This is a genomic window from Luteibacter rhizovicinus (assembly GCF_004342265.1).
GTDB classification, from domain to species: Bacteria; Pseudomonadota; Gammaproteobacteria; order Xanthomonadales; family Rhodanobacteraceae; genus Luteibacter; species Luteibacter rhizovicinus_B.
Genome location: NZ_SMCS01000001.1, coordinates 762,048 through 785,386, shown reverse-complemented (window position 1 = coordinate 785,386; position 23,339 = coordinate 762,048). Strand labels below are relative to the sequence as shown.

The 23,339-nt window shown below is 62.6% G+C and carries 19 protein-coding genes; 11 read left to right on the top strand and 8 right to left on the bottom strand.

All coding sequences use genetic code 11. The annotated features are described in order from the left end of the window. Nucleotides 1-247: 247 nt before the first annotated feature. Nucleotides 248-1,702 (bottom strand): siroheme synthase CysG, encoded by a 1,455-nt coding sequence (cysG, locus tag EC912_RS03505; protein ID WP_132141729.1) that lies wholly within the window; start codon nt 1,700-1,702, stop codon nt 248-250. Between the two features lie 259 nt (nt 1,703-1,961). Here cysG and EC912_RS03500 point away from each other — a divergent pair, with 259 nt between their 5' ends. Beyond that, nucleotides 1,962-2,942, top strand: coding sequence for a LysR substrate-binding domain-containing protein (locus EC912_RS03500; RefSeq protein ID WP_132141728.1), 981 nt, complete (start codon nt 1,962-1,964; stop codon nt 2,940-2,942). Here the strand turns inward: EC912_RS03500 and EC912_RS03495 are convergent. From EC912_RS03495 to EC912_RS03480, 4 genes are read right to left on the bottom strand one after another with little or no spacing between them, the layout of a single operon-like run. Then, entirely contained in the window at nt 2,939-4,696 is a 1,758-nt protein-coding gene (locus EC912_RS03495; protein WP_132141727.1) for a bifunctional sulfate adenylyltransferase/adenylylsulfate kinase, read from the bottom strand. The two genes, EC912_RS03500 and EC912_RS03495, sit on opposite strands and share 4 nt — an antisense overlap. A gap of 24 nt (nt 4,697-4,720) precedes the next feature. Further along, nucleotides 4,721-5,407, bottom strand: coding sequence for a phosphoadenylyl-sulfate reductase (locus tag EC912_RS03490; RefSeq protein ID WP_132141726.1), 687 nt, complete (start codon nt 5,405-5,407; stop codon nt 4,721-4,723). After that, nucleotides 5,404-7,095 (bottom strand): assimilatory sulfite reductase (NADPH) hemoprotein subunit, encoded by a 1,692-nt coding sequence (gene cysI, locus EC912_RS03485; protein ID WP_132141725.1) that lies wholly within the window; start codon nt 7,093-7,095, stop codon nt 5,404-5,406. The genes EC912_RS03490 and cysI overlap by 4 nt, the downstream gene beginning before the upstream one ends. 1 nt (nt 7,096) lies before the next feature. Further along, nucleotides 7,097-8,884 (bottom strand): assimilatory sulfite reductase (NADPH) flavoprotein subunit, encoded by a 1,788-nt coding sequence (locus EC912_RS03480; protein WP_132141724.1) that lies wholly within the window; start codon nt 8,882-8,884, stop codon nt 7,097-7,099. A 159-nt stretch (nt 8,885-9,043) separates the two neighbouring features. Here EC912_RS03480 and EC912_RS03475 point away from each other — a divergent pair, with 159 nt between their 5' ends. The 5 genes from EC912_RS03475 (at nt 9,044) to EC912_RS03455 (ending at nt 12,285) form a co-directional block, all read left to right on the top strand. Continuing rightward, a complete protein-coding gene (locus EC912_RS03475) occupies nt 9,044-9,793 on the top strand; it encodes a sulfite exporter TauE/SafE family protein (RefSeq protein ID WP_132141723.1) in 750 nt (249 codons plus the stop codon). Nucleotides 9,794-9,879: 86 nt separating this feature from the next. Then, nucleotides 9,880-10,863, top strand: coding sequence for a glutathione S-transferase family protein (locus EC912_RS03470; protein WP_132141722.1), 984 nt, complete (start codon nt 9,880-9,882; stop codon nt 10,861-10,863). Between the two features lie 126 nt (nt 10,864-10,989). Continuing rightward, a complete protein-coding gene (locus EC912_RS03465; protein WP_132141721.1) occupies nt 10,990-11,373 on the top strand; it encodes a DUF6249 domain-containing protein in 384 nt (127 codons plus the stop codon). Nucleotides 11,374-11,377: 4 nt separating this feature from the next. Further along, on the top strand, nt 11,378-11,932 hold the full coding sequence (locus tag EC912_RS03460; protein ID WP_132141720.1) for an RNA polymerase sigma factor: 555 nt from the start codon (nt 11,378-11,380) through the stop codon (nt 11,930-11,932). Beyond that, a complete protein-coding gene (locus EC912_RS03455) occupies nt 11,929-12,285 on the top strand; it encodes a hypothetical protein (RefSeq protein ID WP_132141719.1) in 357 nt (118 codons plus the stop codon). The genes EC912_RS03460 and EC912_RS03455 overlap by 4 nt, the downstream gene beginning before the upstream one ends. Before the next feature lie 17 nt (nt 12,286-12,302). On the opposite strand, the gene EC912_RS19735 is transcribed toward EC912_RS03455, so the two are convergent. After that, on the bottom strand, nt 12,303-13,508 hold the full coding sequence (locus tag EC912_RS19735) for a YadA family autotransporter adhesin (protein WP_279389017.1): 1,206 nt from the start codon (nt 13,506-13,508) through the stop codon (nt 12,303-12,305). A 790-nt stretch (nt 13,509-14,298) separates the two neighbouring features. On the opposite strand from EC912_RS19735, the gene EC912_RS03445 reads away from it, so the two are divergent. Then, nucleotides 14,299-17,127 (top strand): serine/threonine-protein kinase, encoded by a 2,829-nt coding sequence (locus EC912_RS03445; protein ID WP_165973489.1) that lies wholly within the window; start codon nt 14,299-14,301, stop codon nt 17,125-17,127. 4 nt (nt 17,128-17,131) lie between these two features. On the opposite strand, the gene EC912_RS03440 is transcribed toward EC912_RS03445, so the two are convergent. After that, a complete protein-coding gene (locus EC912_RS03440; protein WP_165973488.1) occupies nt 17,132-17,710 on the bottom strand; it encodes an ECF-type sigma factor in 579 nt (192 codons plus the stop codon). A gap of 27 nt (nt 17,711-17,737) precedes the next feature. Between EC912_RS03440 and EC912_RS03435 the strand changes: the two genes are divergently transcribed. Together EC912_RS03435 and EC912_RS03430 are read left to right on the top strand one after the other, a co-directional pair. Then, a complete protein-coding gene (locus tag EC912_RS03435) occupies nt 17,738-18,661 on the top strand; it encodes an EAL domain-containing protein (RefSeq protein WP_132141715.1) in 924 nt (307 codons plus the stop codon). Next, a complete protein-coding gene (locus EC912_RS03430; RefSeq protein WP_132141714.1) occupies nt 18,651-19,415 on the top strand; it encodes an EAL domain-containing protein in 765 nt (254 codons plus the stop codon). Before EC912_RS03435 ends, EC912_RS03430 begins: the two co-directional genes overlap by 11 nt. Before the next feature lie 16 nt (nt 19,416-19,431). Here the strand turns inward: EC912_RS03430 and EC912_RS03425 are convergent, their stop codons facing one another. Next, entirely contained in the window at nt 19,432-20,631 is a 1,200-nt protein-coding gene (locus EC912_RS03425) for an ROK family protein (RefSeq protein ID WP_132141713.1), read from the bottom strand. Between the two features lie 202 nt (nt 20,632-20,833). On the opposite strand from EC912_RS03425, the gene EC912_RS03420 reads away from it, so the two are divergent. Next, on the top strand, nt 20,834-22,237 hold the full coding sequence (locus EC912_RS03420) for an APC family permease (protein ID WP_132141712.1): 1,404 nt from the start codon (nt 20,834-20,836) through the stop codon (nt 22,235-22,237). Then, on the top strand, nt 22,234-23,229 hold the full coding sequence (locus tag EC912_RS03415; RefSeq protein WP_132141711.1) for an ROK family protein: 996 nt from the start codon (nt 22,234-22,236) through the stop codon (nt 23,227-23,229). Before EC912_RS03420 ends, EC912_RS03415 begins: the two co-directional genes overlap by 4 nt. Nucleotides 23,230-23,339: the final 110 nt, after the last annotated feature.

Sequence of the window (23,339 nt, the reverse complement as noted above, 5' to 3'; positions counted from 1 at the left end):
ATTGTCCCCTGAGCGCGACCGTGTCGCGCGAGCCTTCCCATACATCCATCTGGAAGGAATCACGCACACAACCACACGCCATCCAAGAATGGCGGCAACCAGCGCTAGTGAATTCCCCGTGGCTGACCGCGATGTGAGATCGGCGGTCGACGGATCATTTACTGCGCGAATACATACCGTCAATAAGCAAGTTCTTGCGATTGAATACAGGGGCTGATAAGGGAAAAGTGGGCGTCACGCCCTATGGTCAGACCAGTGCGCCATCCTTCATCCCGGCTTCCACACGGGGCCTTTCCCCATCGCGACGAAATCCATCGAGAACCGGTTCGCCGAACCACGCAAGCTTCGTAGCCAGCGAAGCGACCTCACCGACGATAAGCAGTGCCGGCGAGCGCACGCCATGCTCTCGCGCTGCCTCCGGAAGATCGGCAAGGCGACCCACGACAACGCGCTGCTCTATGCGCGATCCGTTCTCGATCAAAGCGACCGGCGTCGACGGTGCGCGACCGTGAGCTATCAGATTGGCGCGGATCGCCTCCAACTCCCCTACGCCCATGTACAGCACGAGGGTCTGCCCTTTCCCGGCCCATCGGCGCCAGTCCAGGCCCTCGTTCGTGCCGCGACAGTGGGCCGTACCCAGGACTAACGACTGCGCATGGTCGCGATGCGTCAGCGGAATGCCTGCGTATGCCGCGCACGCCAGCGCTGCGGTGATGCCGGGTACCACCTCGAACAGCACGCCGGCCGCATGCAAGGCTTCAAGCTCCTCGCCGCCGCGACCGAAGACGAACGGGTCGCCCCCTTTCAGGCGCACTACCCGTCTCCCGGCTTTCGCGTGCGCGATCATCAGCTGATGGATACGCTCCTGACTAACGTGATGGTTGCCCGCCTCCTTGCCGGCTTCGACGAGTTCGGCGTCCCGCCGTGCCAGTGACAGCACCTCCGCGCTGACCAGCCGGTCGTGCAGGATCACGTCCGCCTCGTTCAGTGCACGCAGGCCACGCAAGGTAAGCAATCCCGGATCGCCGGGACCGGCGCCCACCAGCACGACCGAGCCCAGCCGTGCGTCACTGGCGTTTTCTAGCGCCTCGTCGGCGGCAACGGCCGCCTGACCGGGTCGGCCCGCGCGAAGCAGCGCGGCCACCCGGCCGTGGAAAAGCGATTCATAGAAAGCACGGCGCGAAGCCGGCGCGGGGAAGCGTTCCCGTATCTTTGCGCGCAGGCTTCCCGCCAGCCTCGCCAACGGCCCGACCGAATCGTCGATCAGCGCTTCCAGCCGCTCGCGCAGGAGCCGGGCGAACATCGGAGCTTCCCCACCGGTGGAAATCGCGATGCTGACCGGCGACCGGTCGATCACCGCCGGCACATGGAACGTCGACAACGCCGCATCGTCGACCACGTTCACCCAGAGCCGTCGCGCACGCGCCGCCGCGGCAACCCGTGCGTTTACCGCGCGCTCGGATGTCGCGGCGATCACCAGCCACACATCGTCGAGCAGACGATCCTCGAACCCGGCGCCCCGGAGCACGATCCGGCCTTCGTCGCTCAACGCGCGCAATGAAGACGTCAACACCGGCGCGACCAAGCTAACCGACGCGCCCGCCTCGACCAGGCGGGACACCTTGCGTTCGGCGACGGCGCCGCCGCCGACGACAAGCACAGAAAGGCCGGAAATCTCCGCGAATATGGGGTACAGCGACATGGCAGACGGACCGCGACGATGGGGCCTCGACCATAGAAGCACCCCCGCCCCTGCCCAAATGATTTGTCGGCACGAGCATATGCCGCAGCGTTATACGTAACGAAAACTTGACATATTCAATAAATGGCCGTATAGACGTCTGATATGTCATACGCCATCGCCGCCTCGAAGCCCACCCTGCTCCGGCATCCCGCGCGATGTATCCATGCCCTGTGCGCGATTCTCATCATCGACCCAGGCCTTCCGTGGATTCCAAGCCATGACGCTCGTCCAGCTCCGCTACCTCGTCGCCATCGCCGACGCGGGTCTTAACATCACGCTTGCCGCCGAGCGCGTGCACGCCACGCAACCCGGTCTCTCCAAGCAGTTGCGTCAGCTCGAGGACGAGCTGGGCTTCAAGCTCTTCCATCGTCGCGGCAAAAGCCTGCACGGCGTTACCGCTGCCGGTGAAAGCGTGCTCGAACGCGCACGCACGATCCTTGCGGAGGCCGGCAACGTCCTCGCCCTTGCCGCCAACCTGCGTAACGAGGCACATGGCAGCCTGCGCATCGCCACCACGCATACGCAGGCCCGCTTCGCCCTGCCCGATATCGTCGGTGCATTTACCCGTCGCCACCCTGAAGTGAGCGTGCACCTGAATCCCGGCCGCGAGGCCGGCGTGCTGCCGCAACTGAGCGCGGGCCATGTCGACATCGCCGTGGTCAGCGGTAGCGGCGGCCCACCGCCGGCGGGTATCGCGCTACCCGCATACCGTTGGAATCGCATGCTCGTGGTGCCGAAGGACCACCCCTTCGCGCGTTACACGCGGCCGCCCTCGTTGCAGGAACTCGCCGCACAGCCCCTGGTCGGTTACGAGTCGTCGATGCAGTCCGACTCGTCGCTGCAGCGAACCTTCGTCGCGGCGGGTCTTCATCCGCGTATCGCCATGACGGCAGGCGACGGCGATCTGATCCGCACCTATGTGCGCGAAGGTCTCGGCGTAGGCATTCTGGCGGAAATGGCCGTGACACCGGGCGACCGCGACCTGGTTACCCTGCCTGCCGACCACCTGTTCGACCAGTGCACGACGTGGATCGTGCTGCGCGATGGACTGGTTCCGCGAGATTTCCTGCTCGACTTCATCCGCGGATTCGCCCCGCACCTCGATCCTCGCGATATACGTCGCGCCGTCGCGGGCGATTCGACCAGCGCGTGGCCCGCCGCGCCGCACTGGCGGCAGCGCGGCGAGCACGCCGCTTAATCGATAAGCTCTCGTTTGCGTAGCAACTCGAGTACCCGCGCCGCCAGAACTTCGGGACTGGCAGCGTCGCCGTCCAGCCTGAGTTCCGGCTGCTCGGGTACTTCATAAGGATCGTTCACGCCGGTGAAGTTGGCGATCTTTCCCGCGCGGGCCTGTGCATACAGCCCTTTACGGTCGCGCGCTTCGCATACGCCAATGTCCGTGGTCACGTGAATCTCGACGAACCCGCCGTGCGCCTCGACCAGTGCCCGCGCCTCCGCACGCGCATCGGCGAACGGCGCGATGGGGGCGCAGATTGCAATACCGCCATGGCGTACGACTTCGCTGGCGATGTAACCGATCCGCGTGACATTGGCCGCGCGATCCTCGCGTGAGAAACCCAGTCCACGCGAAACATGACGGCGAACCTCGTCCCCATCCAGCACCGTGACCGGGCGGGCCGTGCGCTCAAGCAGCAGGGCAAGCACGGCCTGCGCGATCGTCGACTTGCCGGCGCCGGACAACCCCGTGAAGAACAACGCGAAACCGCGCGCCGCACGCGCTGGATGCCTCTCGCGCAGGATGTCCACGACTTCGGGGAAGCTGAACCAACTCGGGATCTCGGTACCGTCACGCAGATGCTTCCGTAACTGCGTACCGGAGATGTCTCGCACATCGTCATCCTCGACGACTTCGGTGCTGGGAAGATAGCTATCCCGATTGGCCGCATAGACCATTGCAGGAAACGGCACGATGGCAATGCCCAGTTCCTTCTCGTGTTCCTGCAGCAAAGCCTGGGCGGCGAACGGATCGTAGAAGGGCTTGCCGTCCGCACCGTTTCCCGGGCCTGCGTGATCGCGGCCGACGATGAAGTGCGTGGCACCGTAGTTCTTGCGGATAATCGCGTGCCACAACGCCTCGCGCGGACCGCCCATGCGCATCGCCAACGGCAGGAGCGAGAGCTTCACGCTGTCCGCGGGGTATTGCGGCAACAACGCACGGTAGCAGCGAACGCGCGTGTAATGATCGACATCGTCCGGCTTGGTCAGGCCCACGACCGGCTGGATAAGCAGCTTCGCTCCGACCTTTTCCGCAGCGCGCAAGGTCAGTTCGCGATGAGCGCGATGCATCGGGTTGCGCGTCTGGAAAGCGACGATCCGGTCCCATCCATTGGCCGCGAACCAGTCGCGCAGTGCGCGCGGCGTATCGCGTAATTCCGCGAAATCGAAATGGGCGATACGGCCAATCCCACGGATCTTGCCGCCCAGCGCCACTGGCGCGGTCCCATCGAGAAGCCGGGCCACGCCGGGATGCAGACGATCGACGGTTCCGAATACCTCGCGTGCTTCGCGCTCGCGATCCGGACGCCAGATATCGCTCACCTCGAGGATGGCCAACGGCACGCCCTGTGCATCGCGCAACGCTATTTCGTCGCCGACCGACAACCTCGCCGCGGCTACCTCGTCCACGCCAAGCGTGATGGGGATCGGCCACAACGTGCCGTCGGCGAGGCGCAGGCGCTCCACCACGCTGTCGTAATCGGCGCGACCGAGGAATCCTTCCAGCGGCGAAAACGCACCATTGATCAGCAGTTCGAGATCGCACAACTGCTGGGCGTCGAGTACGACGCCAGGCAGCGAGGCGCTGCGACGGCGCAGAAGCTCCGCTTCCGCATGCGGTGCGGCAAGATCGCGAAGGACGCCGCCGTGCGGCACGACGGGATGGAAAGGACGGAAGTCATCCGTGGCGGGAGTGGCGAGAGCTGGCAGATTCATGTTTTTGTCTTTGCTCGGGATAGTTCAGGCGGGATCGTGCAGGCCGCACTCGCGTTTCCATCCAAAGAAACGCGTGTCTTCCGGGTCCATGCCCGATTCAAGACGGCGGGTGGTGTGGGTGTCTCCGATGGAGACGTATCCCTCGTCCCATAGCGGGTGATATGGCAGGCCGTGCGCGCTGAGATAGCGCCCGACATCGCGATCGCTCCAGTCGGCGATCGGGTGGACTTTCCAGCGGCCATCGCGAAACCGCGCGAAGGGAGTCGAGGCGCGGCTTCGCGACTGGCCGCGGCGCAGCCCGGCGAACCAGGTGCCCGCGCCGAGCTCGGCCAGCGCGCGCTGCATGGGCTCGACCTTGCGCACACGGTTGTATTCCGCGAGCCCTTCGGCACCCTGTTCCCACAACCGGCCACGCGACGCTTCGTGGCATGCGGGACTCAATGGCGATGCATAGACCTTCAGATTGAGACGGAGCTTTGTGGACAACGTGTCGATGAACCGATAGGTCTGTTCGAACAGATAGCCCGTGTCGATGACCACGACTGGCAGGTCCGGCCGGATCGACGTGGCCAGATGCAGCGACACGGCTGCCTGAGCACCGAAGCTAGACGACAGAACATGTTCGCCCGGCAGGTTCTCAAGCGCCCAGGCGACACGCCCCTGCGCATCGAGATCGGCCAGATGCTCGTTAATGGCGTCGACCTCGTTCATGCGACGGTCGCCACGGGAATCGAACGATTCTCCGTATCCAGCGCGCCGCTGCGCAGCAACCAGTCGCCGAAACCTTCGGCCTCCTGGCGTTCCACCGCATACGCACCGAACAGCGGATCGAGCGCGGCGAGGATGGCTGACTCATCGACATTCTCGCGATAGACGCGGTTGAGGCGTTGCCCACGAAAGTCCGCACCCAGCCGCAAGTCGTAACGCCCCGGTGCGCGACCGATCAGCGCGATCTCGCCCAGGTAAGGCCGCGAGCAGCCGTTAGGGCAGCCGGAAAGACGCAGCAAAATGGGCGCGTCGATGAGGCCGTGCGTGTCGAGCAAGGCTTCCAGACGCGTCGTGATATCCGGCAGGTAGCGCTCCGCTTCCGCCATGGCCAGGCCGCAGGTCGGCAAGGCCACGCAGGCGACGGCATGACGGCGGATGCCGCTCTGTTCGCGATAAACATCCAGGCCATGGGCGGCGACGAGCGCATCGATGCGCGCCCGATCCTTCGCCGCCACGCTGGCGACGATCACGTTCTGGTTGCAGGTAAGACGAAAATCGCCGTCGTGGATCGCCGCGATTTCGCGCAAACCGGTCAGCCAGCGCCGCGCACCGATATCGGCCAGGCGTCCCGACTCGATATGCAGCGTGAGGTGCCATCGCCCGTCGTGCCCTTCGATCCAGCCGTAGCGATCGCCGTTGTGGTCGAACCGGTACGGTCGCGCCGGCTCGAAAGCGAATCCGGCGCGTGCCTCTACTTCGCGGACGAAGGCATCGAGGCCGCGATGATCCAGCGTGTACTTCAGCCTCGCGTGCTTGCGCTCCACGCGGTTGCCCCAGTCGCGCTGTACGGCCACGATCGCTTCGGCGATCGCGGGCAATCGCTCCGGCGCGACGAAGCCCACGATGCTGCCCAGTCGGGGATACGTGGACGGATCGCCCTGCGTCGCACCCATACCGCCGCCGATGGCGATGTCGAATCCTGCGAGACGCCCCTGTTCGACGACAGCGATGATGCCCAGGTCCTGCGCAAATACATCGACGTCGTTGAGCGGAGGAATGGCCAGCCCGATCTTGAACTTGCGCGGCAGATAGGTCTTTCCGTAGAGCGGCTCCGGCTCGGGTTCGCCGATCAACGGTTCGCCGTCGAGCCATATCTCGTGGTAAGCGCGCGTACGCGGCGCCAGTTCGTCCGACAGGCGCGCTGCCCACGCATAGGCCTCGGCGTGGCCTTCGCTTTCCACGGGATTGGCGGTACTCACCACGTTACGCACCACGTCGCCGCAAGCGGCGATGGTGGTCGCCAACGCGTCGTGAATCGTGGCGATGGTGGGCTTGAGGTCACCCTTCAGAATGCCGTGCCACTGGAAGGTCTGCCGCGTGGTAATGCGTAGCGTGCCGTTGGCGTGCTCGCGCGCCAGTACATCGAAGACCAGCCACTGCGCTGGCGTAACCACGCCACCGGGCAATCGCGCACGGAGCATGAAAGCAAACGCGGGTTCGAGTTTCTGTCGGCGGCGTTCGTCGCGCAGGTCGCGATCGTCCTGCAGATAGCTGCCGTGGAATTTAAGGATCTTGTTATCGTCGTCGCCGATGCCTCCGGTCGCCGGATCGGCCAGCGCTTCACGCAGGCTACCGCGCAGTTGGCGGCTGCTTGCCTTCACCCGCTCGAAGTCGGAAAGCTTTTCGCTCATCTCAGTACACATCCCGGGCATAACGCCCTTGCTGAAGCAGTTCGTCGAGCCATGCCGCCGCCTCGGCGCGATCGCGCCCGCCGTGCTCGACGACGATATCGATGAGGGCGGCATGGACGTCCGGCGCCATGGCCTGGGCATCGCCGCAGACGTAAAGGTGCGCACCGCCTGCAAGCCATGCATAAAGTTCGGCGCCGTTCTCGCGCAGGCGCTGTTGCACGTAGACCTTGCCACCCCGATCGCGCGAGAAGGCAAGATCGAACCGGGTCAGTGCGCCCATCTTGAGGGCGGCCTGCCATTCGGCTTGATAGAGGAAATCGCGGCGTGCGTGCCGGTTGCCGAACAACAGCCACGACCGGCCCCGCGCCCCCGTGGCCTGGCGCTCCTGAATGAAGGCGCGAAACGGTGCGACGCCCGTGCCGGGACCGATCATCACGATGTCGGTCGCGGGATCGGCAGGCAGACGGAAACGATCGTTGGTTTCGATGAACACGCGCAGGCTCGCCTCGTCGCCGGCCAGCGCGAGATGGTTGGTCGCCGCGCCGACGTGACGATGACCATGGGCCTCGTAATCGACCACGGCGACGGTGAGATGCGCCTCCTCACCGACCGCGGTGGCGCTCGATGCGATGGAATACAGCCGTGGCAAAAGCGGGCGCAGTGCGGCCAGCAAAGCGTCGGCCGTCCATGTCGCGGGATACCGCCGCAGCAGGTCGAGCGGCTGGTGCGAGTCCAACAGCGCCCGCAATGCCGGAGCCTGCACCGGGTCCAGCACGGCACGCAGCTCGTCCCGGCCGCTTCGCTCCGCGAGCGCGGCGACGAACGGCCTGGACAACCGTGTGATCTCCTTCGCGTCGGTCAGCCATTCGGCAAGCGTGCGGCTGCGTCCCGCGACGGCGATCGATACATCGGCCGCCAGATCGGCGGCGGCAAGCAGATCGGCAACCAGTGCCGGCGGATTGCGCGGCCACACGCCCAGCGAATCGCCCGGCGCATAGCGCAAACCCGAACCCTCGAGGGATATCTCGATGTGCCGGACATCGCGCTCGCAGTCGCGGGACACGATGCGCTGATTGGCAAGCACGGCCGCTTCGAAAGGCTGCTCCCGGGAGTATCGGGGCGACACGGCCGTCTCGCGTGCCGGAGCAAAATTAAGGACGTTCGTGGAGGTCAGCAGCGGACGGACGCCATCGATGGCCTCCGCGGTCCATGGCGCCGACACCGTTTCCACATCGACGTCCGCCTCGCCCAGCAGGACAAAGCGCTCCGCCCCCAGCTCGGCCAGACGCGTATCGAGACGCCGCCCGATCTCGCAGTACCGCGGATAGCTCGAATCGCCAAGAGCCAGTACGGCGTAACGAAGGTCCGGCAACCGGGGGGCGCGCCGGCTCTCGAGGAACTCGATAAAGGCTTTGGCATCGTCCGAAGGGTCGCCGTCGCCTTGCGTGCTGGCCACGATCGCCAGGAAACGCTCTTTTGCCAGCTCCCTGACCGGATACGCATCCGCGCGAACCAGCCGGGCGCGCAAGCCACCGGATTCCGCGCTACGAACCAGCGCTTCGGCAGCCCGCCTGGCATTGCCGGTCTGACTGCCATAGATCACGGTCAGCGTGTCGCTACCCGACCGCGCGGGCGCGTCATGGATCGGCGGCGCCGCCCGTGCCGCCAGCCATGCCGCGGCCCAGTACAGCTCGGCCGGTTTCAGCCCCTCGGCCACGCGAGCGAGCTGCGCCCGTGTCGCCGCATCGAGCGGCAAGGCTTCAAGGTCGGTGGAGACGACGGCATTCACGATAAACCTCGGGACGTTTGGGCTTCTGGACGTCCAAAGGTTAAGAACAAGCTAAGCGCGACGGAAAGGATGCATTCGTATATCCATATAGCGAATGCTTACTTCACGCGCCGGAAGGCGAACGCGAATACTCTGGCCTTGCCACACCGCCGGACGACCATGCCTCCGCTTTCCGAATTCCTTACCTTTGTCGCCGCCGGCGTGCTCGCCCAGCTGGTCGACGGTGCGCTGGGCATGGCATTCGGTGTCGTCTCGGCCGGTATCCTGCTGGCTCTGGGTCTGCCGCCGGCCCTGGCCAGCGCCAGCGTGCACTACGCGGAGACCTTCACTTGCGGCGCATCCGGCCTGAGCCACTACCTGGCGGGCAACGTGCGCAAGCGCCTGCTCTGGACCCTCGCCGTGCCCGGCCTCATCGGTGCGACGATCGGCGCCTATGTGGTCACCCATGTACCGGCCACCTGGATGAAACTCGCGCTAACGCCCTATCTGCTCGGTGTCGGTGTGTTCCTGATCGCCCGAGGCGTGCGCGCCGCACGCGTCACGAACGACGATCCGCGCAGTCCGAAGTGGCTGGGTTTCCTCGCGGGACTCGCGGACACGATCGGTGGCGGCGGCTGGAGCGCGATCAACGTCACGGCGCTCATCGCGCGTGGTGCCACGCCACGCATCGTCGTCGGCACCGTGCACGTGGCCAAATGCATCGTGAGCGCGGCGGCAAGCGTCAGCTTCCTGTTCCACGTGGGCGCGCCGCACCTTGCTTCGGTCGGCGGGCTGATCGTCGGCGGGATGCTCGCCGCACCGTTCGGCGCCGCCTTCGCCCGGCGCGTACCGGCACGCGCCATGACCTGGCTGGCGGCGCTGGCCGTACTGGGCCTTGGACTGAACAACGTCGCGCGCGCCTTCGTCTGAAAGAACTGGCACCTCCCCGAAACCCTACGCAGCTTGCAAGATTGACGAAATGCCCCCATCCGAAGGGAACGCACAAGGGGACGGGCATGATCGATCTGTACAAACTGCACTGGTCGCATTACGTCGAAAAGGTTCGGTGGGCGCTGGACTTCAAGAAACTGCCGTGGCGCGGCATCGACATCGTCGCGTTTACCAAAAAAGAGATGCGCCATTTCGACTGTCCTCAGACCGTACCGCTGATTAACGATACGGAGACCGGTATAGCCATAAGCGACTCGTCGCCGATCATTCGTTATCTTGACGAAACCTATCCGGAACATCCCCTGTTCCCGAGCGATCCGGTCGAACGCGACCAGGTTTGGCAATGGATGCTTCGCCTCGATTCCACGCTTGGTTTATATGCGCGACGGCTCGGCTACACGCAGCTGATCATGGAATGCCCGCAGATCCTCGCTCAGTTGTTCGTGCCGGATGTTCTGGGCGGCCTGTTCGCGCGTCGCGGGTGGCGCACGGTCGCTTCGCCGGTGCTTGGCACGATGCTGATATTGCGCTTTCACTTTCATCGCAACCGGCATGATCGTATCTACGAAAAGCTCGAAGCGCTTCTGACACCCATAGCAGAGAAGCTAGGGCGCGATGGCTTTCTGGCGGGTACTCAGTTCACGGCCGCGGATCTGACCCTGGCGTCACTGCTGCGCCCGTTGCGCATCGTGCCTCATTTCAGCCATCACCCACAGCTGCAATCGCTATTCGTCTGGCAGGAAAGACTCTTTCGCGAATACGGTCGCGATGTGGCATTTCCTTACGAAGAGGCCATTCGGGCGAAGCGTGAGCGCAGCGGCTTAATGCGGAGCCGGGTGAGCTGGATGAAGAAGGGTCCTGAAGCCACCGGCGACTACGATCACGATGCGTTGCTGCACACGGCAAAGAACGATCTCCACCCGGTAAGTAGCAAGACGCTGGTTCTCGGACTGCCCGCCTATTTCAAATTGCGCTGGTTCAACGGCATTGCAAAGGCGACTTATACGCCCGCGCCGTACGTCGCCCATGGCATCGGCGGCCTGGTGTAGCCTGCCCGGACGCCCGGGTTATCGTTGGCGGGGACCGGCACGGTTTCCCGCATGCATCCAATCGCCCCTCCCACTGCATCTAAGCTTCGACACACCCACTCGCAGACTTAAAGGAAGGCAGGCACCATGAGCGACATGTTGGATTCGTTAACCGGGCTACTCGTCATCATATTGGCCTTGGGCGGGCCAGTATTTGTAGTCGGACTGGTACTGCGGTTTAAGTTGCGCAAGCAGCGTTCCCGGCAGGAGTTCGCGATTCGCATGCTGGAACAAGGCCATACCCCTGACCTGGAGCTGCTCGACAGGAAGGACGACTGGAGCGATTTCCGCTGGGGCGCGATCCTGTCCGCGCTGGGCGTTGCCCTGCTCGCGGTAGGGGCTGTCGAGGCCGACAAGGACTTTCTGGCGGGCGCGTTCATTCCATTGCTGATCGGGCTGGGCTTTCTGCTTACGTTCTACGTGCGACGCAACAGCCAGGGCAAGAAGACAGATATCGTGAGGACGGACTAAACCGGTGCCAGTCGATCCGCTGGACGATCGCGCACTCGTTGCCCGTGTGCGCTTCGCCAGCGACCAGCATGCGTTCGCCACCCTGGTGCGCAAGCATCAAGGGCCTTTGCGCGCCTGGCTACGTCGACTGCTATCCGGCGATGAAGCCACCGCCGACGACCTGGCACAGGAAACATTTCTGCTGGCCTACCGCAAGCTGGACAGTTATCGCGGTGAAGCGTCGTTCTCCACGTGGCTGCATAGCATCGCCTACCGGCAGTTCCTGATGCAGCGCAGGAAAAACGGACCGGCGACGATGGCCTTCGCGGAGCCCTTCGAATTGATCGAAGCGCCGGTGAGGGAGAATCTTGCAGCCGTCAACGACGTCCGGCGCGCTCTGGCCGAACTTTCGGCCGACGAATACAGCGCCATCGAGCAGTGCTATTACTTCGAGCGAAGCCATAGCGAAGCCGCCGAGGTGCTCGAAAGCGCCGTCGGCACGATCAAATCGCGCGTTCTGCGAGCCAAGGCAAAACTCCGCCAGTCGCTTGCAGCCTGGGCAACAGAGGACACACCATGAAAAACCCGATGGAATCCCATGCGTCGCCCGACGACGCCCTGGACGTCCTTCTGCGTAAAGCATTGGCGGACGAGTTGAACGTATCGGCGGACGAGGGCTTTACCGATCGCGTCGTCAGCCACCTGCCCGCCCGCCGTATCCACCGTTCCCGGTGGTCGATCGCTCCGTACGTGGGAGCGATCGCCGGCGGAACGATCTTCACGCTGTGCGCGCCCGATTTTCGCGACACCGTCAGCCAACTCGTCCATGCGACACCCGACCATATTTCGGGCATGGCCCTGTTGGTGCCACTGCTGCCGCTTATCCTTACCGGCCTGGTGATTTCGGGACTGACCATGCTCGATCGCCGATAACGCCGGCCGGAAGCGAATTACCAGGTCATTGCCGCACCCACGCCCACGCCGGTATCTCCCCGGGTATTGGCCGTGCCGTTCAGCCGGTATATCCAGCGCCCACTCTCGGAGATGGTCGACACCCCGACCGCCGCGCCGGTCTGCCCGTTGAAGGTACCCAGCGCCACGGCGGCTGAGCTCTGATTGGGCTGATAAGCCTGAGGCAAGCTCGCCATCGCAATAGCCGAGGCGATACCGGCATCGGCACGATTGCGGATTGCGTTCAGGCGTCGGTCCACCACCCGGAACTGCTGGTCGGTATAGCTCCTGGACCAGTCCTTCGCCGCATTGAGCTGCCTCACATTGATCGCGTCCGTTGGAGCGACGCCATCGGCCACATTGGACAACTGCTGGGCCACGCCGGGATCTCCGCCCCTTCTTCCGCGCGCCACCAGCGTAAGTCGATTACCCACGCTATCTGTCTGCTGCAACGGTCCGCCCATTCCCGCATTGAGGTTGTAGATACCATTCGCCACCGAATTCAACTGCGAACCATTGACCGCGTCCGTGCTGGTGGCCGAAATCACACCCGGGGCCAGGTTCTGTATCTGCCGCTCAGTACCGACCGAGCCTACCGACACCACGCCGACATTCGCAACGGGAATGCCTGCCACGTCGACGCCATAAAGTCCGGTGACACCCGTATGTGCTGCGGCGGTACTGGACCCTCCACCTAACGCCACGTCACCCGGATTGTTGGCCTGCGCGAATGAACCAATTGCCAGGGAACCAGCTCCCAGTGCTTTGGAACCGGTACCCATTGCCACCCCGCCAATCCCAGAAGAATTGGCCTCGGAGCCAATCGCAATAGTGGCGTCCCCCGATGCCTGTGCCCCAGATCCAAACGCGGAGGCACCTGCGCCCACAGCGGCTGCACTCTGTCCAACGGCAGTTGCCGCAGGAAATGGGGTACCCGAAGCGCTCGAAAAATCGGCTATTTCTTTGGTTTGGATTCTCCCATCGGCGTGGGAGTAGCTACCGAAGGCCGTATCACCAGAGCTGTCGGCTTTAGCTTCATATCCGATGGCATTGGCGCCAATACTCGCGGCGATGGCATTTGTACCGAACGCTATCGAGTCATTCACACCCGCGTTGGCGTCAATTCCCGGTGCGACTCCCTCTGAGGCATTAACTATATTGCCGCTACCACTGACCTGGGCGTGCGCCGTGCCGGACGCGACCATACTGACGGTCATCAGAATCGCTGCGGAAATGGGCTGCCACCGCGACGTGCTCCAAAATTTACTAGAAACGCTATTCATACTAAATCTCACACAGAAGATGGCAATGAAATGGTTGATGCACAGACATAGGTGACAGCACGGGGCGATATGCCCCGAACGTCATCAGCTATAACCAGGTGCGCAATCTGACGACCCGAGGATTTGCATCCGTAACGAAATGACGGGAATCACGTTCCGTGATCGCACCGAGATTTCGCACTCCCTCCACGTTGAATACGGGAAACGGACTCAGAACCCGACACGGCACGTTCGTGTCGCCGCCCTTTCCTGAAAAAAATGGCGGGGAGGCAAAAGAGTGACCTCCCCGCGGGATTGCGTTGTCTCTCGACAGTGCTGTTATTTCCAGCTCATCCATAAAGCTGGCCGGGTTGCCATCAAGGGGGGTACGGGCATGGCAACCACACCGCGCCACCAGCGTCCTGCCGGAGGCAATAAACGTTGCGTCATCGCAACGGCTCCCCGGCCCTTGCGATACGGGAGACATCAACGTTCTCGATACAGGAAAACGAGAAATCCCGGTCAAACCCGACACGCCATTTCATATTCGATGCGCGATCTATCCCTGCACGGCCGGCGTAGCTTCCCCGCACCGGTGCATTCCGGCGTACGCTGGTGGCGAAGAAGGTCAACGAGCCAACACTCGTGCGGCCCTGTCGGCTTTGCGAGTCGCATCCCGTATCTATAGTCAGTCGAGATGATTTACTGACCCCATCCACCTTCGGCCATGCACATGAAGACGTCCGTCACGAACGTTGCGGCTCAATTGCGTGCCATGAACCTGCTCGACGACTATCTGGAACTGAAAGGATTCCGGAGGACTCGTTGGCTCAGACGCCTGCGCCGCCAGGAGCCGGACACGGCACGCCTGGTCGAAGCGCTGATCGCGGCCGATCAGACGGACGACGACCGGTTCGATAGGGGCATTCCCGAATTCACCGTATCCCAGGACCAGGCCGCCGAATTGTCCGACCTGCTTGGCAAGCGCATGGGAGCGTGGCGGATCGAAGAGGTAATCGGCCACGGCGGCATGGGTGCGGTCTACCGTGCCAGCCGTGCCGACGGACAATTCGAAAAAGACTGCGCGCTGAAGGTGGTTCGCATCGACATGGATCAGGCCAGGGCGCGCGACCGTTTCCTGGAGGAACGGCAGCTCCTCGCACGCCTGACCCATCCGAACATCGCCTCCCTGCTCGACGGTGGCGTCGAAGGAGAACATACCCCGTGGTTCGCCATGGAGCTGATCGATGGCGAGCCCATCGACATCTGGTGTTCGAGGAAAAAACTCGATGTACGTGCACGGATACGACTGATGCTCGGCGTCGTCGATGCGGTGCGCTATGCACACAGCCAGTTGATCATCCACAGAGACATCAAGCCGTCGAATCTTCTGGTGACGGCGGAAGGCAAAGTCAAACTGCTCGACTTTGGCATTTCGGCCCTGATCGCCGAGCGCCTGATGACGGAACAGAACGCGGATACCCAACTCGTAACGCCGCGTTTCGCCGCGCCGGAACAACTGGCACGCGGCCCGGCAAGTACCGGCATCGATATATATGCGCTTGGCTTGCTACTTCATTTGCTCCTCTGTGGAAGGTATGCCGGTGGCCAGTCCCCGCATGCGCGCGACTATCTCAACCCTTCCACCAGGTTGTACGAAACCGGACAGATGTCGCGCTTCGCGCAAGGATTGAGCCGCGATGAAGCTTCCGCATGGTCGCTGACACCACGATCGCTGGCATACCAGGTACGTGGAGATCTCGATGCCATCGTCGCGCGCTGTCTTCAGCGTGACCCTGCCCATCGGTATGCGGCCGTCGGCGAACTGAAGCGCGACCTGGGGGCCTGGCTGGATGGGCGACCGGTGCTTGCTCGCGCTCAAACCAGCCTCTACCGGACGGGTCGTTTCCTCGCCAGGCATCGCTGGCCCGCCATAACGCTTGCCATGATCCTGCTCATATCCCTGGGTATCGTGGCCCACATAAGGCAGCAGGCGCGTGTGACGCAAGAGAACAGCGAGGACGAGCACAAGATGCTCGGACTGTTCAACACGATTTTCTCTCAGCAGGGATTGCGGGTGTATGGCGATCCGGCATTTACCGTCAAGGAAGCGGCGGACCGAAGCCTTGAACGCGTCCAGAAAGACAATAGCCTCGACGCGGCACTGAAGAATCGCATGCTCAGAAGTATCGGCGGCATCTATGCCGGCCTCGGGATGTTCGCCAAGGCGGACCAGGTGCTCACGTCGGCCGTCTCGGGGGCGCCACCCGGTAGCTATGACAAGGCACTGGCGTTGTATGCCCTTTCGCGGAATGCGAGCAATCAGGAGAAGTACGCCGACGCGACGTCTCTTATGAACCAGGCCGGGAAAATACTGCACGACCTGCCCTCGCAACCGATCAACAGCACGCTGAACGCACTATTGCTTGCGACGCTGGCCGACATCAACTCCTATACGCACGAGTCTCAACCGGCGACGTATCTTAAGCAGGCCGACGAGGCCAGCCAGCTACTGAAAACCATCGACGATATCTCCATCGAGGACGAGAGCGCGATACGGCTCTCCCTCGGCGGCGCGTACATTCGCGGCGGCGAAATTCCAAAGGCGCGGTCGATGCTGGACGCGCTGATCGCCAAGAGCGAACGAGCGGGCCTCGGCAATTCGGATTCCGTATTTCAGGCGCGCGACCTGTTATCGATCATCTACATGCTTATGGGCGAACCCGATCTGGCGCGCATGTCATACGCGAAACGCATCGCCGACTGGAAGAAGACAGGTACGAAGACACCCGAGCTGGCCTATGCCCTTCATGAATATGCCATTGCGCTCGAGCGATGCGGCATGTTCGAGGACGCCGTTGCCGCCATGCGCGAGGCCACGGGTATTGAAGCAAGCCTGCAAGCCGATCACCCCGTCCCGGACGCATTCCGGACGAAGATACGGTCGCTGCTCATGGCCAGGGCCTTGCAGTACACCGGCGACCTGACCGGTTCGACCAGCATTCTTGGCGATCTGCGCAATCAACTATCCGGGGCAACGGATACCAAGAGCCGGATATTGTATTCGTCGAGCTTGATCGCTATCGCGAGAAACGACGTGATGCGCGGCGACACCGATAACGCCCGGAGTCTCATGAATGAAGTGACTTCCATGAAGAAGCTCTTTTCGACAGCGGACGAAAATACGGCCGAACTCAATCAGGATTTGCCGCAACTGAAAGCGGACATCTGTCTTGCGTCGCACGAGTTCAATTGCGCCGTCGAGAATGCAAGCCTGGCGCTGCATCAACTTCAAGAGAATGCATACGACTGGACGCGGTCGCGCTCGGAGCCCCAGAGCCTGCTTTTGCAGAGAACCGTGGCCGTCGCACTTATGGCGCAGCCCGGGAAGTATGCCGAAGGGAAAAAGCTGCTCGATACCGCGCATGAAGCGGCCGTGGTCCGCTACGGCCGTTGTCACGCCATAACGCGCGCGATGCTGAACGAACATCCCGTCATGTCATTGAAGGCGATGCACCTTGCCCCGTCCGGCGAGTGCGCTTCCATGCCCGTCCCGCCATAAGCCCTTACGGGCGCTCATCGGCCAACTGCGCCAGCAGAAACGCGCGCGCCTTCCGCCAGTAACGTTGCACCGTGCGCTCGGTCACCTCGAGATGTTCCGCGATTTCCTGTTCGCTGTACCCGCCGAAGTAGCGCCACTCGACAACCTTGGCCAGGACCGGATCGATCTGCTCCAGTTCGGACAAGGCGTCATGCAACGACAAGACCTCATGGGCCGGGTCGGCAATATGCATCGACGACACATCGAGCGTGAGGTGAACCAGGCCGCCGCCACGCTTCTGGCTTCCGACATGCCGGGCATGGTCCACCAGAATCTGACGCATCACATGGGCAGTAATGCCCAGCAGGTGTCCGCGATCCTTGGCGGCAATTTTCGAGTTATGGATGCGCAGGTAGGTTTCGTTCACCAGCGCCGTCGTCGTGAAACTGCCGCGCCCACGTCGAAGTTGCCGGCGCGCGTTTCGTTTCATTTCCGAATAGATGGCCGTGTACGCCTCGCCCAGTGCGGCGGCGTCGCCCGATTCGATCCGCTGAAGCAGCAGAGGAAACCGGTCGTCGTCGATATCCGTGGCTGGACTATTCATGCGCTCGCCCTCTGTCTGAAGTGACCATTGTCGGCTTTTTTCCATGTTCAACGTATTCATAAGGTGTATGGCAACCCAATAACTTCACACCGGTCGATGCCCACGATGCCCGAAGACCTGATCCTCGACAGACACGTACGGCAGCCCTCCGCAGGCACGCCGGGGGTGGCGCTAGCCCGGACGAGCCACGTCGGCGCGCCCCCCGATATGCCGGAGGGCCGGCTGGAGCTGTGTTATCAGCCGCAACTGCATCTTTCGAGCGGGCGCGTGGTCGCCGTGGAGGCCCTGGCCAGGTGGCGCCACCCGCGCCGTGGCCTGCTGACTCCCGACCGTTTCCTGCCGGCCATCGTTGCCTGCGGACAAATGCGTGAATTTACGACCCGCGTCCTGTCCGAATGCTTCCGTTGCCTGGACACACTCAGGGACAGGGGGTACGGACACATGGCCGTGGCCATCAATGTTTCATGGGACTGGATTGTCGACTACGGAAATATCGAAGAGGCCATCTCCCTGGTCTACGAAGCAGGCCACAGCCCGGACAAAATCATCATCGAGATCACCGAGAACGCCCGTCTGATAAAAAACGAGCAAGCCATACGAAACCTCGATCGCCTGAGAAATCGCGGCTTCACGATCTCGCTCGACGACTTCGGATCGGGCTACAACGCCATCGAACACCTTCGCTACATGCCTCTGGACGAGATCAAGATCGACAGGTCGCTGGCCTATAGAAGCAGCGAAGACGAACGGGGACGCCAGATCCTTCAGTGTCTGGTGGAGATGATTCACATGCTTGGACACGAGGTAACGATCGAGGGCATCTCCCGAAAAGACGACCTGATCCTTGCAACGCATTTGCGGGCCGATACGGCGCAGGGAAACTTCATCGCACACGCCATGCCTGTCGATCGGCTGCTGTCATGGCTGGACGCGCGAAACCATGGAGGATAAGCATCCCGAAGACTGGTTCCAGCCACAGCTGCATCTTCTGACGCGGCGGATCGTAGCGGTGGACGTGCTTTCGCCCTATTGGCGCACGGGGCGCGAGTTTCTGCAGCTCAGGCACGCTGGGATGTCCATCGCTGGCGGGTCTCCGCCGTGGGAAGTTACCGCGCGCATTGTGGCGCCCTGCATCCGCGCCATTCAGGCGCTGAAGCAGAATGGTCATCAGCACATCGCGACGTGCATCAACGTCTCGTGGGACTGGGTGAGTCACAGACATAACGTCGAGGACGCGATATCGGCACTGCACGCATCGGGAAGTCCGCCTTACAACATCGTCGTGCGAATAGACGACGACGTTAAGCTTGCGGACCCCTCGCAAACGGCAAGAAATCTCCAGAAGCTCAAACGATACGGACTTTCCGTCGAGATCGATGCCTTTGCACCGGTCATCCATGGCACGGAGCATTTAAGGCATATGCCCATCGACAGCGCCAGGATCGACGAATCGCTTTTCGAGAAGTACAAAGGAGACGTACGCGGCTCGGTCATCCTCGAATCGTTCATAGAGATGCTTCACAAACTCGGTATCCAGGTGACTGTCGAAGGCGTATCGACCGGAGACGATCTGAAACTCGCATGCCGGCTCAAAGCCGACATCGCGCAGGGCAGCTTCATTGCCACACCGATGCATCTGGACAGACTTACCTCATCGTTGAACACACGCAACCGGTTAACCGTCGCGGATGCGTTGAGGCCCTGAAAAGGCGAATGCCGCCTCAGTCTTTCAACAATGCGTGATAGTCGGGACTGAGTTCGGCCAGAACCACCAGCGCGGCCGCGCCCAGCGCTACGCAGTCGTGTCCGGCGGTACATAGCTGTACTCGCTCTTGCTGGCGCTCCACCCTGACGCTCACGGATGGAAACAACGGGGCCGATTCCTCGACCAGACGTCCCAGGATGTCGTTGGAAAGTGTGCCTCCGACAAGCACGGTTTCCGGGTCCAGCAGCGATTCCAGCAAACTGATCGCCTGACGAAGTGCCGGCACCGCTTCGGCAAGCCAGCGCTCGATGCCTGCGGCGTGCTTGCGCTCGGTCAGGTCCAGATCGGCCAGGTCCTGGTCCGCCCCGACCCCCAGGTGCTCCAGCAATGACGCTCCCGAAACATAGCGTTCCAGACACCCCTGCTTGCCGCAGTAACAGGGCTTGCCATTCGGAATCACGATGACGTGCCCGATTTCGCCGGCGTTGCGCCAGTGACCCGAGTACAACCGGTTGTCCAGATAGAACCCGGCACCCAGTCCGTGTCCGATGAACAGATACGCGAAATCCCTGAGACCACCCGCGGCACCGTATAGCCGCTCGCCCATGGCGGCCGCCGTGGCGTCGTTTTCCATCAACACGGGAAGTTGCGTCATCTGCCTTAAGACGGCGAGGCTCTGCGCATCGTCCCAGCCAGGCATGCTGGTTGGGCCAACCGCGCTCATGCCTTCGACGCCAAAGGGACCGGGCAGCGCGATACCGATGCCGAGCATGGGCTTCCCCGCTACATCGCGGCGAAACGCTTCAATGCTTCTCAGCAGCAAGGGCAACGCTTCGGCGAACGTCGGATAACTCACGGCGAAGACCTGCCGTCCCCGGGTGACGCCTTTCAGGTCCAGCAGTACCGCGACGATCTGATGCTGTTCCACATGGAAACCGATCGAGAACCCGCCATCGGGATTGATCGACAACGGAATGGGCGGCTGTCCTCTGGCCGTCTTTTCCGGCGCGTGGGCCGACAGCTTCGCTTCGCCGATCAGCTCGGCAACGATGTTGGAAATCGTCTGCGCCGTAAGCGATGTGAGTCGCGTCAGGTCCGCGCGGGTCAGACGTCCCGCCTGCCGGATGGCCTCCAGTACGACGCGACGATTGTGCATGCGCGCGTGCTCGAGATTGGTACCCGTCGTTGGCTTGTTCGACTTCGATGGCGTCTGCATGGATAGCGGGTTTCACTCTTCGGGAAGGATCGGGCATGAGTGGCCCTCGCGCCGGAACCATGCCAGCTGAGTCGCCCAGCACCAACACTACAGCCAGATTAATTAATTTCTTCAACTTGAATTAATATAGAACTTGTGGTTTTCTTGGGCCCACCCAGTCCCAGTCAACCCGACCGTGCCGTTTCCGGAGACCGTCCAGAACATGCGAAACGAGACGCACGAGGCACCCACGGCGCCGCAACTGAAGCCACGACTGGGGCTGGCTTCCGCCGTGGCGCTCAATATGAGCCAGATGTGCGGCGCCGGTCCCTTCATCACCATTCCCGCGATGGTCGTGGTGATGGGCGGTCCGCAGGCGTGTCTCGGATGGCTGTTGGGAGCGTTGCTGGCCCTGTGCGACGGCCTCGTATGGGCTGAACTGGGCGCCGCCCTGCCCGGCTCCGGCGGCACTTATATCTATCTGCGGGAAGCTTTCGGCAAGCGCACCGGCGCGTTGCTGCCCTTTCTGTTCGTCTGGACAGCCATGCTCTTTATCCCGCTGACCATGGCTACCGGCGTGATGGGCTTTGTCCAGTACCTGGGCTGGTTCCTTCCGCATATGACCGCGTTGCAGGGAAATCTGGTCGGCCTGGTTCTGATCTGGATCACGATCGGTCTGCTGTGGCGAACCACGCGATCGATCGGCCGCCTCGGCATCGCGCTGTGGATCGTCATGCTGATAAGCACCGTCTGCCTGATCGCCGCGTCGCTGTCGCACTTCGACGTCGCGCGCGCTTTCAGCTTCCCGGCGGGCGCCTTCGATCTGGGTAGCAGCGCATTCTGGTTCGGACTCGCGGGCAGCCTGACGATCGGCACGTACGATTATCTGGGTTACAACACGTCCGCGTATCTGGCCGCCGAAATAAAGCAGCCGGGCAAGGTCATTCCCGCATCCATCGTGCTGTCGATCCTCGGCATGTTCGTGGTGTATTTCACGATGCAGATCGGGGTCCTGGGCGTGGTCGACTGGCATCGCATGCTCGACCCGGATTCGATGGCATTCAGTGCCGTGGCCTCCGTTGTGCTGAATGAATCCTGGGGATCGACCGCCGCGGGCGTGGTGACTGTACTGATTCTGATCACGGCTGCCGCATCGGTATTCGCCGGGTTGCTCGGCGGTTCGCGCGTGCCTTACGAGGCGGCGCGCGATGGCGTCTTCTTCAGGGCGTTTTCGCAGATTCATCCGCGCCTTGGTTTTCCCACCTGGGGGCTGCTGTCGATGGGCGTACTGACCTCGCTCGGCTTCGCTATCGGTCGCCTCACCTCATTGGCCACGCTGATCCAGTTGCTGACCACCGTCATGATCCTGGTGCAGTCGGTCGCTCAGATCGCCGCGCTGTTCACGCTGCGACGCAAACGTCCGGAGATGGAACGGCCATACAAGATGTGGCTGTATCCCGTGCCCGCACTGATCGCCCTGCTCGGCTGGATTTATATCTACGTGTCGTCGAACAAGAACGCGCCGGGCGCCTATCCGATCCAGTGGTCGCTGGCATGGCTGCTGCTGGGATCGATCGCCTATCTGTGCTGGTCGCGCGTGCACAACCTGCGGGCCAGACACGCATGAAGATGTCTCCGAACATGCTTATAGCCATCGATGTCGGCGGCACCAAGACTCAAGTGGCCAGCTACGACACAGCGACCGGGGCACTGCGTCGCTCCCGTCTGGATACGCACGCTCCCGGACTGACTGGCGGTCCGGCTTTGCATCGGCTCATCGACGCGGCGAAACACTGCGCGCAGCTCGATGACGACCGGCGTCTTCTGGGGGTCGCCGCCGTCTTTCCCGGCGTCGTACGCGAGAATCATCTGCTGATGGCGCCCAACACACCCGGGCTGGAAGGCATGGACCTCTTCGGGGAACTTGCGGCCGCGTTCGGCAGTACGGCGATCACGCTGGACAACGATGTAAAAGCCGGAGGCCTCGCCGAACATACGTGGGGCGGACTGCGCGGCACCGATCATGCGCTTTACCTGAATATCGGCACCGGACTTGCCGCCGCCGCGATCATCAATGGCGAGGTGTATCGCGGACGCAATGGCGCGGCGCTCGAGATCGGTTATCAGTTGACGCCCTTCCTCGACGAGGTCGAGCCGTCTCAATGGCGCGGCTGGCGCGACGGTGTCGCTCCTATGGAAGCGTTGTTCTCCGGAGCTTCGCTGGACGAACTTGCGCGCGAAACCCTGGGTTCCGGCCAACGTGCGAAGGACCTGTTCCACAGCGATCAGTCACACGTGAAACAGGAACTGCAACGGCGACTCAACGCGCTCGCTGCGCAGCTGGTGAATCTGTCCATTGCGCTCGACGTGGAGCGGATCGCCATCGGCGGCGGCGTCAACCGGCAATACCCCGTGCTTGAACAGAATCTGGCGCAGCTGCTTCAGCGACTGGTGCCGTTTCCGCCTGCGCTGGTCAGCGCACGGTTTACCGACGATGCGCCGCTATGGGGCGCGCTGGAACTGGCGCGCCGTGCCGCGGGCCTGCCGGCGCTGCCGGATTCGATATTCGATACAGCAACAGGTACCGGGAAACGACACAAAGCGTCGCCGTTTCCGTAACGAGCAAGGTCTGGCAAGCAGCGATGGGGAGTCGCGCTTGCGGTCACGGGCCATGGGTTGAACAACCGCACTGGAGGGGAGGATCCACTATGCAGCACCGAATGTCTGTA

What these genes read in the sequence shown, in the direction of transcription:
- cysG (WP_132141729.1), bottom strand. Translation starts at nt 1,702, where the DNA reads ATGTCGCTGTACCCCATATTCGCGGAGATTTCCGGCCTTTCTGTGCTT.
- EC912_RS03500 (WP_132141728.1), top strand. Translation starts at nt 1,962, where the DNA reads ATGACGCTCGTCCAGCTCCGCTACCTCGTCGCCATCGCCGACGCGGGT.
- EC912_RS03495 (WP_132141727.1), bottom strand. Translation starts at nt 4,696, where the DNA reads ATGAATCTGCCAGCTCTCGCCACTCCCGCCACGGATGACTTCCGTCCT.
- EC912_RS03490 (WP_132141726.1), bottom strand. Translation starts at nt 5,407, where the DNA reads ATGAACGAGGTCGACGCCATTAACGAGCATCTGGCCGATCTCGATGCG.
- cysI (WP_132141725.1), bottom strand. Translation starts at nt 7,095, where the DNA reads ATGAGCGAAAAGCTTTCCGACTTCGAGCGGGTGAAGGCAAGCAGCCGC.
- EC912_RS03475 (WP_132141723.1), top strand. Translation starts at nt 9,044, where the DNA reads ATGCCTCCGCTTTCCGAATTCCTTACCTTTGTCGCCGCCGGCGTGCTC.
- EC912_RS03470 (WP_132141722.1), top strand. Translation starts at nt 9,880, where the DNA reads ATGATCGATCTGTACAAACTGCACTGGTCGCATTACGTCGAAAAGGTT.
- EC912_RS03465 (WP_132141721.1), top strand. Translation starts at nt 10,990, where the DNA reads ATGAGCGACATGTTGGATTCGTTAACCGGGCTACTCGTCATCATATTG.
- EC912_RS03455 (WP_132141719.1), top strand. Translation starts at nt 11,929, where the DNA reads ATGAAAAACCCGATGGAATCCCATGCGTCGCCCGACGACGCCCTGGAC.
- EC912_RS19735 (WP_279389017.1), bottom strand. Translation starts at nt 13,508, where the DNA reads ATGGTCGCGTCCGGCACGGCGCACGCCCAGGTCAGTGGTAGCGGCAAT.
- EC912_RS03445 (WP_165973489.1), top strand. Translation starts at nt 14,299, where the DNA reads ATGAAGACGTCCGTCACGAACGTTGCGGCTCAATTGCGTGCCATGAAC.
- EC912_RS03440 (WP_165973488.1), bottom strand. Translation starts at nt 17,710, where the DNA reads ATGAATAGTCCAGCCACGGATATCGACGACGACCGGTTTCCTCTGCTG.
- EC912_RS03430 (WP_132141714.1), top strand. Translation starts at nt 18,651, where the DNA reads ATGGAGGATAAGCATCCCGAAGACTGGTTCCAGCCACAGCTGCATCTT.
- EC912_RS03425 (WP_132141713.1), bottom strand. Translation starts at nt 20,631, where the DNA reads ATGCAGACGCCATCGAAGTCGAACAAGCCAACGACGGGTACCAATCTC.
- EC912_RS03420 (WP_132141712.1), top strand. Translation starts at nt 20,834, where the DNA reads ATGCGAAACGAGACGCACGAGGCACCCACGGCGCCGCAACTGAAGCCA.
- EC912_RS03415 (WP_132141711.1), top strand. Translation starts at nt 22,234, where the DNA reads ATGAAGATGTCTCCGAACATGCTTATAGCCATCGATGTCGGCGGCACC.